General features: G+C 70.4%; 10 protein-coding genes. 4 read left to right on the top strand and 6 right to left on the bottom strand.

The window, feature by feature from the left end:
- Positions 1 to 219: 219 nt before the first annotated feature.
- The 5 genes from AC5P09_RS27080 to AC5P09_RS27060 all read right to left on the bottom strand — a co-directional run bounded on the left by AC5P09_RS27080 (position 220) and on the right by AC5P09_RS27060 (position 6,665).
- Positions 220 to 1,722 carry an SDR family NAD(P)-dependent oxidoreductase gene (locus AC5P09_RS27080; RefSeq protein ID WP_493876372.1) on the bottom strand — a complete coding sequence of 501 codons (1,503 nt, stop codon included), beginning with the start codon at positions 1,720 to 1,722 and terminating at the stop codon, positions 220 to 222.
- 104 nt (positions 1,723 to 1,826) lie between these two features.
- Positions 1,827 to 3,155, bottom strand: a complete 1,329-nt coding sequence (locus AC5P09_RS27075; RefSeq protein WP_493876371.1) for a wax ester/triacylglycerol synthase family O-acyltransferase — start codon at positions 3,153 to 3,155, stop codon at positions 1,827 to 1,829.
- A gap of 252 nt (positions 3,156 to 3,407) precedes the next feature.
- Entirely contained in the window at positions 3,408 to 4,628 is a 1,221-nt protein-coding gene (gene glgC, locus AC5P09_RS27070; RefSeq protein ID WP_493876370.1) for a glucose-1-phosphate adenylyltransferase, read from the bottom strand.
- A 79-nt stretch (positions 4,629 to 4,707) separates the two neighbouring features.
- The gene (glgA, locus tag AC5P09_RS27065; protein WP_493876369.1) at positions 4,708 to 5,859 is read right to left on the bottom strand and encodes a glycogen synthase; all 1,152 of its coding nucleotides are present in this window, start codon (positions 5,857 to 5,859) and stop codon (positions 4,708 to 4,710) included.
- Positions 5,860 to 5,897: 38 nt separating this feature from the next.
- Positions 5,898 to 6,665, bottom strand: coding sequence for a (2Fe-2S)-binding protein (locus AC5P09_RS27060; protein ID WP_493876368.1), 768 nt, complete (start codon positions 6,663 to 6,665; stop codon positions 5,898 to 5,900).
- 210 nt (positions 6,666 to 6,875) lie between these two features.
- Here AC5P09_RS27060 and AC5P09_RS27055 point away from each other — a divergent pair, with 210 nt between their 5' ends.
- Positions 6,876 to 8,147 carry a DMT family transporter gene (locus AC5P09_RS27055; RefSeq protein WP_493876367.1) on the top strand — a complete coding sequence of 424 codons (1,272 nt, stop codon included), beginning with the start codon at positions 6,876 to 6,878 and terminating at the stop codon, positions 8,145 to 8,147.
- Here the strand turns inward: AC5P09_RS27055 and AC5P09_RS27050 are convergent.
- The gene (locus AC5P09_RS27050) at positions 8,137 to 9,330 is read right to left on the bottom strand and encodes a transglycosylase family protein (protein ID WP_493876366.1); all 1,194 of its coding nucleotides are present in this window, start codon (positions 9,328 to 9,330) and stop codon (positions 8,137 to 8,139) included. The genes AC5P09_RS27055 and AC5P09_RS27050 overlap by 11 nt on opposite strands.
- 224 nt (positions 9,331 to 9,554) lie before the next feature.
- On the opposite strand from AC5P09_RS27050, the gene AC5P09_RS27045 reads away from it, so the two are divergent.
- The 3 genes from AC5P09_RS27045 (at position 9,555) to gnd (ending at position 13,581) form a co-directional block, all read left to right on the top strand.
- Positions 9,555 to 10,136 carry a TIR domain-containing protein gene (locus AC5P09_RS27045; RefSeq protein WP_493876365.1) on the top strand — a complete coding sequence of 194 codons (582 nt, stop codon included), beginning with the start codon at positions 9,555 to 9,557 and terminating at the stop codon, positions 10,134 to 10,136.
- The gene (locus AC5P09_RS27040) at positions 10,136 to 11,986 is read left to right on the top strand and encodes a KGGVGR-motif variant AAA ATPase (RefSeq protein WP_493876364.1); all 1,851 of its coding nucleotides are present in this window, start codon (positions 10,136 to 10,138) and stop codon (positions 11,984 to 11,986) included. Before AC5P09_RS27045 ends, AC5P09_RS27040 begins: the two co-directional genes overlap by 1 nt.
- Positions 11,987 to 12,141: 155 nt before the next feature.
- Positions 12,142 to 13,581 carry an NADP-dependent phosphogluconate dehydrogenase gene (gnd, locus tag AC5P09_RS27035; RefSeq protein ID WP_493876363.1) on the top strand — a complete coding sequence of 480 codons (1,440 nt, stop codon included), beginning with the start codon at positions 12,142 to 12,144 and terminating at the stop codon, positions 13,579 to 13,581.
- Positions 13,582 to 14,040 lie beyond the last annotated feature (459 nt).

The following is a 14,040-nucleotide window of genomic DNA, read 5'->3' as shown; positions in this document are numbered from 1 at the left end:
ACACGTCGGCGCCGTACACGGTGCACGAACGGCTGCGCGGACACCGCTGAGCACCGCACGGTGAGCACGGGTGCCCGCGGTCAAGGCGGCTACGCGCTCGCCCCGGACAGGGCGAACAGGTCCGAGGGCGGGCCTGCAAGGAGTCGAAACCGTGAAGTACGCGTGACCATCGCACCGGGCACCGGCGCGCGTCCCACCGTAGGCCGGCGGATCAGTGTCCTACCACTTGCCCGGCGCGTAGTCCTTCAGGAAGACGCCGTACACGTCCTCGCCCTCCTCGCCGCGGACGATCGGGTCGTATACACGGGCCGCTCCGTCGACCAGGTCGAGCGGGGCGTGGAAGCCCTCCTCGGCGAGGCGCAGCTTGTCGTAGTGGGGGCGCTCGTCGGTGATCCAGCCGGTGTCGACCGAGGTCATGAGGATGCCGTCGGTCTGGAACATCTCCTGGGCGCTGGTCCGCGTCACCATGTTCATCGCGGCCTTGGCGGCGTTCGTGTTCGGGTGGCCGGCGCCCTTGTAACCGCGGCCGAAAACGCCTTCCATCGCCGAGACGTTCACGATGTGCGCGCGACCGCTGGTCGCCTTCGTGGCGGCGGCGGCCATGACCGGGCGAAGCTTGCTGATCAGGATGAACGGCGCGGTGTAGTTGCACAGCTGGGTCTCGAGGAGCTCCACCGGGGAGATCTGCTCGATCGTCTGCACCCAGGTGTTGCTGTCGACGACGTCGGGGACGAGCCCGCCCGCGTCGATGGCGGTGCCGTCGAGGTGCCGGGCGACGCTGGCGTTGCCCGCGACCAGGGCGAGGTCGGCGACCTGCTGCGCGTCCATGCCGGAGATTCCCTCGGGCAGGGCGGCCGGTCCGGCGAGATCACTGACCGCGCCGGAGCCGAAGGCGCCGATGACGTGGTGGGCGGGCAGCTCACCGGCCGGCAGCGGAGCGCTCTCGCCCTCGACCAGGGCGGCGTAGGCGGAGGGCAGGCGGCGCACGGTCTGCGTCGCGTTGTTGATGAGGATGTCGAGGGGGCCGGCCTCGGCGACCTGGTCGGCGAGGGCCACGGCCTGCGCCGGGTCGCGCAGGTCGATGCCGACGACCTCCAGGCGGTGCATCCAGTCCCCCGAGTCGTCCATGGCCTTGAAGCGGCGGATGGCGTCCTTCGGGAAGCGCGTGGTGATCGTCGTGTGCGCGCCGTCGCGCAGCAGCCGCAGCGCGATGTACATGCCGATCTTGGCGCGGCCGCCGGTGAGCAGGGCGCGCTTGCCGGTGAGGTCGGCGCGGGCGTCGCGCTTGGCACGGTTGAGGCCGGCGCAGTCGGGACAGAGCTGGTGGTAGAAGTAGTCGACCTCCACGTACCGGGCCTTGCAGGTGTAGCAGGAGCGCGGGCGCTGGAGTATCCCCGCGATCTTCCCCTCCCCGGTGGCCGACGACGGCAGGATGCCCTCCGTCTCGTCGTCGATGCGCTGGGCGGAGCCGGTCGCCGTGGCCTCCGTGACCGCCTTGTCGTGCGCGGTCTTGGCGGCCCGGCGCTCCTGGCGGCGGCGCTGCTTGACGTTGCGGTAGATGCCCGCGGTGGCCCGGCGCACGGTGATCGCGTCGGGGTGGTCGACGTCCAGCTTGTCGAGCTCCTCGAGCACGCTGAGGCAGACGGCGAGCCGCTCCGGGTCGATGCCGGGACCGTAGACGATCTCGTCCGTGGTCGCCGAGCCGTTGTCTGTCACCGTCATGGCCGCTGCCGTTCCCTGGGTGTTTCGCGCGGCGCTCCGACGACGACCGCTTTCGAACAGGGCATTTTACGGAGCGCCGGGCCATAGCACCAAACCCGCGACGATCATGGGTCGCAGGCGGTGATCAGCGTCTGCACCTCCTCGGTCACGGCGAGGGCCAGCCGGTCGAGATCCGGTACGGCCTCGGCGTCGGCGACGAGCCCGTAGTGCACGCGCCCGCGGTACGTCGAGATGGCGACCGCGAGGGACTGCCCGCGGGCCAGCGGGGCGAAGGGAAAGACCTCGGTGACGGGGTTGCCGCCGAGCTTCAGGCCGATGCCCGGCAGGGGCACGCTGGTGACCAGGATGTCGAACCAGAGCCGGGCGGCCTGACTCACGAAGGGGCCGCCGAGCCGGTGGCCGAGCGCCGGGACGTGGTCGGCGAGCAGGGCGACGGCTCCGGCACCCCGGTTGGGTCCGGCGTCCTTGTTGCGGTCCATGGCCGTACGGACCGTGGCAAGGCGGCCGAGCGGGTCCGGGTCCGCGACGGGAAGCCGCATCAGGTACCCGGAGAGCCGGTTGCCCTGTGGGTGGGCGGTGCGCGGGCGGCGCCTGGACACGGGGATCAGGGCGCGGGGCGCCACGCCCTCGCTGCCGTCGCCGCGCTCGTCCAGCCAGCGGCGCAGGGCGCCCGCGACGACGGCGATCAGGACGTCGTTGACGGTGCCACCGACGGCCTTGCGGACGCGGTGCACGTCGTCGATGTCGACGACCACCCCGGCGGTGCGGCGGGTGCCGGTGGACCGGGCGGTGAGGGCGGCGGACGTGCGCACGTCCAGGGTGGAGCGGGCGACCGAGGCGCCGATGTCGAGGGCCCGGCCCACGTCGGACAGGGCGCCGCGCACCAGCCCCGGCAGTCTGCGGACGTCCGGGAGGAGGCCGCGGGGCGGCTCAAGAGGGCGGGGACGGCGGGCCGGCACGTCCATCGGGTCCAGGATCGCGGCGGCGAGCGTCAGCGCGCGCAGGCCGTCGGCCAGGGCGTGGTGGAACTTGAACAGCACGGCGAACGAGACGCCGTCCTCCCCGGGGAGCACATGCGCCTCCCAGGGGGGCCGCTCGCGCTCCAGCGGCCGCTGCATCAGCCGGCCGGCCTCGGCCTGGAAGTCCGCGGTGGGGGCGTGCAGGGTGACGTGGGCGAGCGGGTCGAAGTCCGGAGCGGGCTCCCGCGCCGCGCCGCCGAAGGCCCCGGGGAAGCCCAGCGGCCACACGTCCCGGATCCGCATCCGCAGTCCGGGCACCGCGGCGGCCCGGGCGGCCAGCAGATCGGCCGCGTGGGCGCCGGCGGTGGGCGAGTGTGCCGTGAAGACACCGAGGGCGCCCAGGTGCATGGGGTGCTCGGCGGATTCCATGTTCCAGAACGCCAGGTCGAGAGGTGCGAGCAGGTCAGAAGTCAATGGCTTGCCTCGCGTCGACGAAGGGTGAGTCAGCAGTCAACCGCCCAGAAGCGATTACGGTCAAGTACGATCAAGCTACGCACAGTTAACAACGGATTAAGTCCCGCCTCCATGAGAGAGGCGGGACCGGTGTGGCGTATGGGGTCAATCAGCGCAGGCTTCAGGGCCTTCCGGTCATACGTCGACAACCCGTTCAGCTCACCCTCGACGTCCGCGATCCGCGTGTGGACGTCGCCGACGACGCAAGAGGCTCTACGGCACCCGCTGGCCCTTGCCCAACGCGATCACTCCGCCCTTGGAGACCGTGTACAGCTCGGCGTCCCGCTCCGGGTTCACGCCGATGGTCGCGCCGGGCGGCACCTCGACGTTCTTGTCCAGGACGGCACCGCGCACCACCGCGCCCCGCCCGATGTGCACGTTGTCGTGCAGCACCGAGCCCTGGACGACGGCTCCCGGGTCGACCACGACACCCGGCGAGAGCACCGAGCGCGTGACCTGGCCGCGGATCAGGCAGCCCGAGCTGATGATGGACTCGCTGGCGATGCCGCCGGCGTTGAAGCGGGCCGGGGAGAGCTGGCCGGAGTGGGTGTAGATGGGCCAGCTGCGGTTGTAGAGGTTGAAGGTGGGGCGCTCGGCGATGAGGTCCATGTGGGCGTCGTAGTACGCGTCGAGCGTGCCGACGTCCCGCCAGTAGCCCTGGTCGCGGGTGGTCTCGCCGGGCACGTGGTTGGCGCTGAAGTCGTAGAGCTGGGCCTCGCCGCGGTCGGTCAGCTGGGGCAGGATCGAGCCGCCCATGTCGTGCACCGAGTTGACGTCCTCGGCGTCCCGCTGGAGCGCCTCGATGAGGGCCTTGGTGGTGAAGATGTAGTTGCCCATCGAGGCGAACACGCACTCGGGGTCGTCGGCCAGGCCCGGCGGGTCGAGGGGCTTCTCCAGGAAGCGCTCCACCGTCTGGCCGTCCGAGCCCGGCGTGATCACACCGAAGGACGGCGACTCGGAGCGCGGTACGCGGATGCCGGCCACCGTCACGCCCGCGCCGCCCTCGATGTGCTGGGCGAGCATCTGCCGCGGGTCCATGCGGTAGACGTGGTCGGCGCCGAAGACGGCCACGTACTCAGGACGTTCGTCGTAGATGAGGTTCAGGGACTGCAGGATCGCGTCGGCGCTGCCCAGGTACCAGCGGGGGCCGAGACGCTGCTGTGCCGGAACCGGCGTGATGTAGTTGCCGAGCAGGCTGGACATCCGCCAGGTGGTGGTGATGTGCCGGTCCAGCGAGTGCGACTTGTACTGCGTGAGGACGCAGATGCGCAGGATGTCGCCGTTGACGAGGTTGGACAGCACGAAGTCGACCAGGCGGTATGTGCCGCCGAAGGTGACCGCAGGTTTCGCGCGGTCCGCGGTCAGGGGCATCAGGCGTTTGCCCTCTCCGCCCGCCAGCACGATGCCGAGCACCGAAGGACCACCACGACGCATGGCCGCTCCCCTCACCTGGTTGATCCATTCCTGCCCCTGGGCAGGTCGCGCTACGCCTGTTCGAGGAACTCCTGTCGCACTAATCCGGCTTGAGGATCTCCTCGTAGAGCCGGACGGTACGCCGGGCGACCGCGTCCCAGCCGAACTCGCCCACCGCTCGCTGCCGTCCGGCCTCACCCATGTCCCGCGCGGCCGCCGGGTCACCGAGGACCGAATCCAGCGCCCGCGCGAGGCCCGTCTCGAAGTCGTCGTCGACCGGGACGAGTATCCCTGTCTTCCCGTCGTCCACGACTTCGGGAATGCCGCCGACCCGGGAGGCCACGACGGGGGTTCCGCACGCCATCGCCTCCAGATTGACGATGCCGAGGGGCTCGTACACCGAAGGGCAGACGAACACCGCCGCGTGCGTGAGGAGTTGGATCACCTCGGGGCGCGGCAGCATCTGCGGGATCCAGTGCACGCCCTCGCGGACCCGGCTCAGCTCCTGGAAGAGCTCGCGGAACTCCTGGTCGATCTCGGGGGTGTCGGGGGCGCCGGCGCACAGCACGACCTGCGCGGCCGGGTCGATGTCCCGGACCGCGCGCAGCAGATGCGGGACGCCCTTCTGGCGGGTGATGCGGCCGACGAACAGGACGTACGGGCGGTCCGGGTCGAGGCCGATGCGGCGCAGGACGTCGGTGCCGTGGTCGGGTCGGTAGAGGGTGGTGTCGATGCCGTTGTGCACGATGTGGACCTTGGCCGGATCCAGCGCCGGATAGCAGCCGAGGATGTCCTCGCGCATGGCGCCGGACACCGCGATCACCCCGTCGGCGGCCTCGATCGCGGTGCGCTCCGCCCAGCTGGACAGGGCGTATCCGCCGCCGAGTTGCTCGGCCTTCCAGGGGCGCAGGGGCTCCAACGAGTGGGCGGTCATCACGTGCGGGATGCCGTACAGGAGCTTGCCGAGGTGGCCGGCGAGGTTGGCGTACCAGGTGTGGGAGTGGACGAGTTCGCGGCCTTCGAGGCCGGCGGTCATCGCGAGGTCCACCGAGAAGGTGCGCAGCGCGTCGTTGGCGGTGTCCAGCGCGGACCAGGGGCGGTGGCGGATCACGCCCTCCGCGCGGCCCTCCCCCCAGCAGTGCACGTCAAGGTCGACGAGGGACCTCAACTCCCGGGCGAGGAACTCGACATGAACACCCGCACCGCCGTACACGTCCGGCGGGTACTCCCGGGTCAACAGGCCCACTCGCACCCGGAACCCCCTGTCTCAGCGGCTGCTTGCCTTCATGGTCACCCAGATGCGGCGCGCGGGGAAGACCGCGGGGGTCGTGTGAAGCAACAGTCACCGCAGACGCCTCCGCCGGGCACACGGTAGTAGAGGCAGCAGCTGCGCCGCCGGAAGGCGGTTCCGGTGAGGATGCCGGTGCCCGCGAGGAGGGGGTGGGCGAGGAGTTCCGCGGTGCGGGCACGGGCTCGGGCGGCCACGTCCGTACGGCCGTGAACTCGCGCCCAGCCGTCCAGCTGCCGGGCGGCGCCCGCCAGCGCGGAGGCGGCGTTGCCCCACAGCAGGCCTTCGGCGACTCGGTAACGGGAGTGCAGGTGCTCGGTCAGTGGCCGCAGGTGGGCGTGCAGTACGACGTCGGTGAGGGTCTCGGCGTCCGCGGGCAGCGGTCGTACGGCGGACAGCCACAGGTCGTCGGGGGCGCTGCCGTCGGGATCCCAGTGCAGCAGCCGGGGGTCGAGGTCGGGGATCCGGTCGTAGAGGGCGGCGCAGCCGAGGGCCACCGACCACAGGCGGGCAGCGAGTCCCTGCTGGGCGACCGAGGCGGCGATCCGCACCTCGGGAGAGCGAAGGACCTCCCCTACTTTCCGTACACGAAAAGTCATAGGATTGCCGTAAACATCCGCCGAACCCTTCGCGTACGCCTGCGCGAGCGTGGGCAGGGAGGCCTGCGGGGCTCCTGCCGGGTTTAGTGCGGTGCGCAGGGCGAAGAAGCCGCCGAGCGGGCGCAACGCGGCGAGATCGGGGTCGAGGTCCACGAACAGCAGTAGTACCAAGGCTTCTAGGGGCTGCGACCACTAGGGGTCCGCCCCGGGTCACCCACCTTGGGGATGATGGCGACCGATTCGTACTCCATCGGCAGTAGGACCCATTGCCTGCTCAGGTACGACGACGGGAAGAAATTTTCGCGGGATCGTATTGGTTATGGAAGCCGACCGTACGCAGCGCCGGGCCCAGCGCCCCCGCCTCACGCAGAGGAGTCGCTCATGAGTGCCCTCGCGTTGTCCGTGCTGCTGTCGTTCGTCTCCGCCGTGGCGTATGCGGGCGGAGCGATCGTCCAGGAGCAGGTGGCGGTGTCCTCCCCCGGTCAGCAGTACGCACCGCTGCGCCGGCCCATCTGGTGGGCGGCGGTCGCGCTGAACGGCCTGGGCGCACTGCTGCACGTGGTGGCACTCGCCTACGGCCCGCTGAGCCTGGTCCAGCCGCTGGGCGCGCTGACCATCGTCTTCGCCCTGCCCATGGCCGCACTGTTCGTCGGCCGCAAGGCCGGCGCGACGGCGTGGCGCGGCGCGATAATGGCCACGGTCGGTCTCGCCGGTCTGCTCTCCCTGGTGGGCGCGTCCGACGCGCAGTCGCTGGACACCACGCAGCGGGTGGGCGTGGCCGTCGTCACCGCCGGTGCGGTGATCACGCTGATGATCGCCGGCCGGGCCGCACACCGGCACCCGGCGGTGCGCAGCATCCTGCTCGCCGTGGCGTCCGGCATAGCGTTCGGCATGTCCTCGGTGTTCACGAAGACCGTCGCCGTCGACTGGACGGGCGGCGTCTCCACGGCCGACGTGCCGTCCCTGGCCGTGATCGGCGTCCTGGCCACGGCCGGCATGCTGCTCTCCCAGGCCTCCTACCGCGGCGCGGGCCTCGCGGCCCCGCTGGCCACGCTCACGGTCGTGAACCCGGTGGCGGCGGCCGCGGTCGGCATCACGATGTTCGGAGAAACCTTCCGCTACGGCACGACGGGCACCGCCCTCGCGCTGAGCTGCGGTGTGGTCGCGGCGGGCGGCCTGATCCTGCTGACGACGGAGCGGATGGAGCGTACGCACGCGGAGCCCGTGGAGCCGCAGCCCCAGCCCGCGGCCCAGCCGGTGGCACCGCTTGCCGAGCCGGTCCCTGCCGAGGGACCGTCGGCGCGGGTGCCCGAGCAGCCGGGGGTGCGGGAGGGCGTGCTCGTCCCGACCCCGTCGACCACGGCGGTTCAGGAACCCGTGCCCGCCCCGGCACCGGTGGCTGCCGCGATCCCGGAGAGCGTGCTCGTTCCGGCCCCTGTGTCGCCGTCGGTGCTGAAGAGCGTCCCGCCGGTGCCGGACAGCACACCACCGGCACTGGAGAGCGTCCCGCCCGTCCGGCAGGACGCCCCCAAGGACGCGGAGCCGTCGGTGACCGATGTACCGCCGTATCTCTACGGTCCCTTCTACGGCGGCCCGTTCATTCCGCTGTCGGTGCGCGGCCGGGGCCGGCGCCGGACCCGCGTCAGATCCTGACGCCCCCGGCCCTCAGATAGGCCACCGGGTCGATGTCCGTTCCGAAGCCGGGCCCCGTCCGCACCTCGAAGTGCAGATGCGGGCCCGTGCTGTTGCCGGTGGAGCCCGAACGCCCGAGGCGCTGACCGCCGCCCACCGTCTGCCCGGCCTTCACGGAGATCGCCGACAGATGCGCGTACTGGGTGTAGCGGCCGTCGGAGTGCCGGATCACCACCTGGTACCCGAACGAACCGCCCCACCCGGAGGTGACGACCTTGCCGGCCGCGACCGCCTTCACGGACGTGCCGGTGGGCACGGCGAAGTCGACGCCGGTGTGGTAGCCCTTCGACCAGGAGGAACCCGTCTTGCGGTAGGGCGTGCCCAGGGTGGCGTTCACCGGGGAGACCAGGGAATGGCCGGTCGTGGCCTTGTCTTCAGTGTCCTGGGTGTTCTGAGTGTCCTGGGTGCTCTGGGTGCTCGAAGAGGCCTTCTCGCTGGTGGACCTGCCGCTGCCGGACTGCGTGGTCGTGGTGGTGCCGGCGGCCTCCTGGCCGCGCAGCTTCAGCCGCTGGCCGGGCACGATCAGGTCGGGATCCGAGCCGATGGTCTTCCGGTTGGCCGTGTACAGCCCGCGCCAACCGCCCGGGACGCGCTCGGCGTCGGCGATCTCGGAGAGCGAGTCGCCGCGGACCACCGTGTACATCTCGGCGGTCCCGGCCCGGGACTGGGGCGTGGTCTGCGGCTGCACGTCCGCCGCGGAGCCGCTGCCCGACTTCTTCGGGGTGCTGTCGCCGGTCCCGGCGGGACGGATGTCCGGGGTGTCGCCGCCCCGCGTCAGCCCGGCCCGCACCGAGCACGTCGGCCAGGCTCCGGGCCCCTGCCCGTCCAGCACCTTCTCCGCCACGGCGATCTGCTGGTCCTTGGTGGCCAGATCCGCCCTCGGCGCGTACCGCGTGCCGCCGTACGCCTCCCAGGTGGACCGGGTGAACTGCAGTCCGCCGTAGTAGCCGTTGCCGGTGTTGATGTTCCAGTCGTTGCTCGACTCGCACGCGGCGACCTTGTTCCAGGTGTCCACGTCGGCGGCCTGCGCGGCCCCGGCCCCGATGAGCGGCATCGCCATCCCGGCGCCGCCCGCCGTGACGGTGAGCGAGGCGCGGTTGATCCTGTTCGGCTGATACCGGCGGTGCCGGCCGCGTACGGCCATGAAGAAGCCCCCCTCGACATGCGTCAGGAGGGGCAAAAGTAAGCGCTGCGAACAGGCCATGACAAGACGGCAATCGGCCGCTTCCTTTACCTCCGTGGGGCGGGAACTCGTTCAAGGTGGTCCACGCAAAGTGGAGTTGACCAGTCATCAGGCGGCTACACTCCGTTCCACCAGGGGCGGAGTCGTGTTCAGGCAGATTCCTGGACACGGGGAATGGGGCAGCGATGGACTACGAGTTCGACGTGTTCATCAGTTACCGAAGAAGCGCGGGACACGTCAGGGAATGGGTCTGGAATCACTTCTTCCCCATCCTCAAGGGCTGCCTGGAGGACGAGATCGGGAAGGTCGAGATCTTCATCGATCGCCATCTCAACGACAAGATCGGTATCCCATGGCCCGACGAGCTCGTGGGATCACTGCGCAGGAGTCGGCTGCTGGTTCCCGTCCTGTCCGCTCCGTACTTCCACTCGGAGTGGTGCGCGGCCGAGTGGGGAACGATGGAGGAGCGGGAAAGGCTGACACAACGCCAGGGCCTCATCTTCCCTGTCGTGTTCGCGGACGGTGAGAACTTCCCGGCGGAGGTACACCGCCGACAGCTCGACAACGCGTTCAAGAACTACAGCGTGCCTCACCTCAAGTACCGGGACTCCGAGTCGTACGCGGACTTCCATCAAGAGGTGCAGCGCCTCGCGGGAGACATTCGCCAACGCCTGGCGCAAGTACCCGAGTGGTGTGGCGACTGGCCGACCAAGATGCCACCGGTGGCCCAAGCCCGGCCTGCCCCGCTCCCACGGTTCGGTGCCTGATGGAGACCGGCCAGATCGTCACGTTCTACTCGTACAAGGGTGGAGTGGGCCGCAGCTTCGCTCTCGCCAACACGGCGGTTCTCCTGGCTCGTTGGGGTTATCGGGTGCTGTGCGTCGACTGGGATCTCGAGGCGCCGGGACTCTCGTACTTCTTCGACCCGTACCTGGAGTCCCCGCCCCGGGCAGGGCTGTTGGAAATGGTCGAGGAAGCCCGCGACGCACCCACCCGCCCGTCCCTCGCCATGGAGCATCGCACCGCGGTCAGCCTCCCCGAAGGCGTACGGCTGGATCTGATCCCGGCCGGCAGACAGGACGAGACCTACATCTCCCGCCTTCAGGAAGTCGACTGGGAGAACCTGTACGCCGACCACGATTTCGGGGAGACCCTCGAATCGTGGCGAGCGGAGTGGATGAACCACTACGACGTCGTCCTCGTCGACAGCCGCACCGGCATCACCGACTCCGGAGGCATCTGCACCGCGCAGGTCCCCGACGTGCTCGTCTTCGCCTTCACCGCGAACCAGCAGAACGTGGACGGCGTCCTGGACATCGTCGACCGCGCCATGAAGGCCAGGGACGGTCTCCCCTACGACCGGCCGCGCCTGCTGACCGTGCCGCTGCTGAGCAGGTTCGACGCACAGCCCGAGTACGAACAGGGCGAGACCTGGCGCCGGACGCTGGCCGAGCGGATGGAACCGCGCCTCAGGGACTGGGCTCCGCGAGGAAGCACTGCGGCTGAACTGCTGCAGCGGATCACCATCCCCTACTTCCCCATCTGGTCCTTCGGCGAGTCGCTTCCCGCCCTCACCGAAAGCCATCGCAACCCCGAGCAGGTCACCTACAGCATCGCTTCGCTCGCCGCGCTCCTCGCCCGTCGCCTGGAAGACGGACGTCTGTTGATCGAGAACCGTGACTCCTACGTCGACAGCGCGGTGCAGGCAGCACGGCGGACGTACGAGGCGGACGTCTTCATCAGCTACAGCCGGACGACCCAGAGGCTGGCCCGGGACATCATTCCGTTGCTGAACGAGAACGGTGTGACGACGATGCCGGGGCGGATTGACGGACCGGACGTTCCGCCCTCTCCCGAGTTGCGACAGCTACTCATGGACGAGTGCCGCCACTTGGTCATGCTCGCGGACGAACACCCCCCGGTCGAGCAAGAGCGGGACATCACGTATTTTCTGCGCCATTCGGTCAGTTCGGTCACCGAGCGGCTCACGCTGCCCGTGGTGACCTCCTCCGAGGCGCTCGCCACGCTGCCCCATGTCGCCCGGACCCTGCAGGCCTTCAATCTGGAGAACGGCACACTGCCCCAAGCCGCTCGTGCCATCGCCGCCCAACTGCGCAAGGGGCCCGTGCCGGTCGAGTTCAGTGCGCCGGGGCACAGTCCTGACGAGCGCTTCGACGTCTTCGTCTCCTATGCCCACGAAGACCAGGACTGGGCGCTGGCCCTCGCCGAGAACCTCCAGCGACTGGGTCTGCGTGTGTGGGTGGACCAGTGGCACCTCGGCGTCGGCGATCACTGGGATTCTCGGATTCAGGTCGCTCTGGCCAACTCCGACGTGCTTGTCCCCGTGGTGAGTCCGCACTGGATGCGCTCGACGTCGGCAGCGGAGGAGTACACCACGGCGCTGGGCAGGAAACGCGTGGTCACCGTACTGCTGGGTGACATGGATCGCCCTCCGTTCGTCTCCACAGAGCCGCAGGTCGACTTCCGCGGGGTGTCCTCGCCCAGGCACTACGTGAGCGAGGTCGAACGTCTGGCCCGGCTCGTGCTCGGCGTGTCCCGCGGTCATCCACTGTCCCGCAGGGGCTCCTTCGTGCTGCCGGATTACCTGCTTCACTGAGCCACAAAGGATCCTGACACGTATCTGCGTACGCGCCTCCGGAAAACACCCCGGATGTGCGATCGGTGGGCGGGCGCGTCAGGATGGCCGAGGGGCAGTATTGGGTACGCACGACCGGCACCACTGATTTCCGGACTTACATGGGAGCCAACCGTATGAGCACTTCAGCCCAGATCGGCGTCACCGGACTCGCGGTCATGGGCCGCAACCTCGCCCGAAACTTCGCGCGCAACGGCTACACGGTCGCTGTGCACAACCGGACGGCGTCGCGTACGCACGCGCTGGTGGAGGAGTTCGGGAGCGAGGGCGACTTCGTTGCGGCCGAGACCGCCAAGGACTTCGTGGCGGCGCTGGAGCGGCCGCGGCGGCTGGTCGTCATGGTGAAGGCCGGGGAGCCGACCGACGCGGTGATCGAGGAGTTCGCCCCGCTTCTGGAACCCGGCGACATGATCATCGACGGCGGCAACGCCCACTTCGCGGACACCCGGCGCCGGGAGCGCGCACTGCGCGAGCAGGGCATCCACTTCGTCGGCACCGGCGTCTCCGGCGGCGAGGAGGGCGCGCTGCACGGGCCGAGCATCATGCCGGGCGGCTCGAAGGAGTCCTACGACTCGCTCGGTCCGATGCTGGAGAAGATCTCCGCGAAGGCGGCGGACGGGGCGCCGTGCGTGACGCACGTGGGTCCTGACGGCGCCGGGCACTTCGTGAAGATGGTGCACAACGGCATCGAGTACGCCGACATGCAGCTGATCGGCGAGGCGTACCAACTGCTGCGCGACGTCGCCGGATACGAGCCCGCGCAGATCGCCGAGATCTTCCGTACGTGGAACACCGGGCGGCTCGACTCCTACCTGATCGAGATCACCGCCGAGGTGCTGTCGCACGTGGACGCGGCGACCGGCAAGCCCTTCGTGGACGTGGTGGTGGACGAGGCCGAGCAGAAGGGCACCGGACGCTGGACCGTCCAGATCGCCCTCGACCTCGGCGTCCCGGTCTCCGGCATCGCGGAGGCGGTCTTCGCCCGCTCGCTCTCCGGGCACGCCGCGCTGCGGCAGGCCTCGCGGGGGCTCGCCGGGCCGAAGGCGTCACCGCTGAGCGAGTCCGAGGCGGGGGCCTTCGCGGACCGGGTGGAGCAGGCGCTGTACGCCTCGAAGATCGTGTCGTACACGCAGGGCTTCCACGAGATCGCCGCGGGCAGCGAGGAGTACGGCTGGGACATCGACCTCGGCTCGGTCTCCTCGCTCTGGCGGGGCGGCTGCATCATCCGCGCGGCCTTCCTGGACCGGATCCGTGCCGCGTACGACGCCCGGGCCGACCTGCCGAGCCTGCTGTCCGACGAGACGTTCGCGCAGGAGATCGCCGCGGCCCAGGACGACTGGCGTGAGGTCATCATCGCCGCGACCCGCCAGGGCGTCCCGACGCCGGGCTTCGCGGCGGCCCTCGCCTACTACGACGCCCTGCGCGCGGAGCGGCTGCCCGCGGCGCTCACGCAGGGGCAGCGGGACTTCTTCGGTGCGCACACCTACCGGCGGACCGACCGGGACGGGTCGTTCCACACGCTCTGGGGCGGGGACCGGTCGGAGGTCTCCGAGTAGAGACGCGGTACGGAGGTTCGACGAACGGCGGTGGGCGGCCCGGTGGCCGTCCACCGCTGTTTTGTACGCCGGGCCCTGGGACCGGCGGTGCCGGCTCAGGACAGGGGCGGTCCCGGCTCCGGGTTCGGGACCGGCTCCGGGCCCGGGGGGATCGGGGACGGAGACGGCTCCGGGGTCGGGTTCGGGTGCGGGGGCGGGGTGGGTCCGGGCGCGGGTGGCGTCGGATCCGGGTCCGGCGGGGGCGGCGTCGGGGTCGGACCCGGCGGGGGCGGCGTCGGAGTCGGGCCCGGCTGCGGGGGCTGGGGGTCCGGGCCGGGTGTGGGTCCCGGCCCGGGACCCGGCGTGGGGTCCGGGTGGACGGGATCGGGGTACGGGTTGGTCATGGCGTCCTCCGGCCAGTCGGTCGACATCGGCTCTGGACTACTCCCCCGCGTACCCGACGGCAGCGCCACCACTCAC

The sequence above is a fragment of the Streptomyces sp. a15 genome, assembly GCF_059026085.1.
This window is presented reverse-complemented; position numbering and strand designations above follow the sequence as displayed.

Bases quoted from the DNA above. Each gene is read 5' to 3' on its own strand.
- glgC (WP_493876370.1), bottom strand. From the start codon at position 4,628: ATGCGTCGTGGTGGTCCTTCGGTGCTCGGCATCGTGCTGGCGGGCGGA.
- gnd (WP_493876363.1), top strand. From the start codon at position 12,142: ATGAGCACTTCAGCCCAGATCGGCGTCACCGGACTCGCGGTCATGGGC.
- AC5P09_RS27050 (WP_493876366.1), bottom strand. From the start codon at position 9,330: ATGGCCGTACGCGGCCGGCACCGCCGGTATCAGCCGAACAGGATCAAC.
- AC5P09_RS27080 (WP_493876372.1), bottom strand. From the start codon at position 1,722: ATGACGGTGACAGACAACGGCTCGGCGACCACGGACGAGATCGTCTAC.
- AC5P09_RS27045 (WP_493876365.1), top strand. From the start codon at position 9,555: ATGGACTACGAGTTCGACGTGTTCATCAGTTACCGAAGAAGCGCGGGA.
- AC5P09_RS27040 (WP_493876364.1), top strand. From the start codon at position 10,136: ATGGAGACCGGCCAGATCGTCACGTTCTACTCGTACAAGGGTGGAGTG.
- AC5P09_RS27055 (WP_493876367.1), top strand. From the start codon at position 6,876: ATGAGTGCCCTCGCGTTGTCCGTGCTGCTGTCGTTCGTCTCCGCCGTG.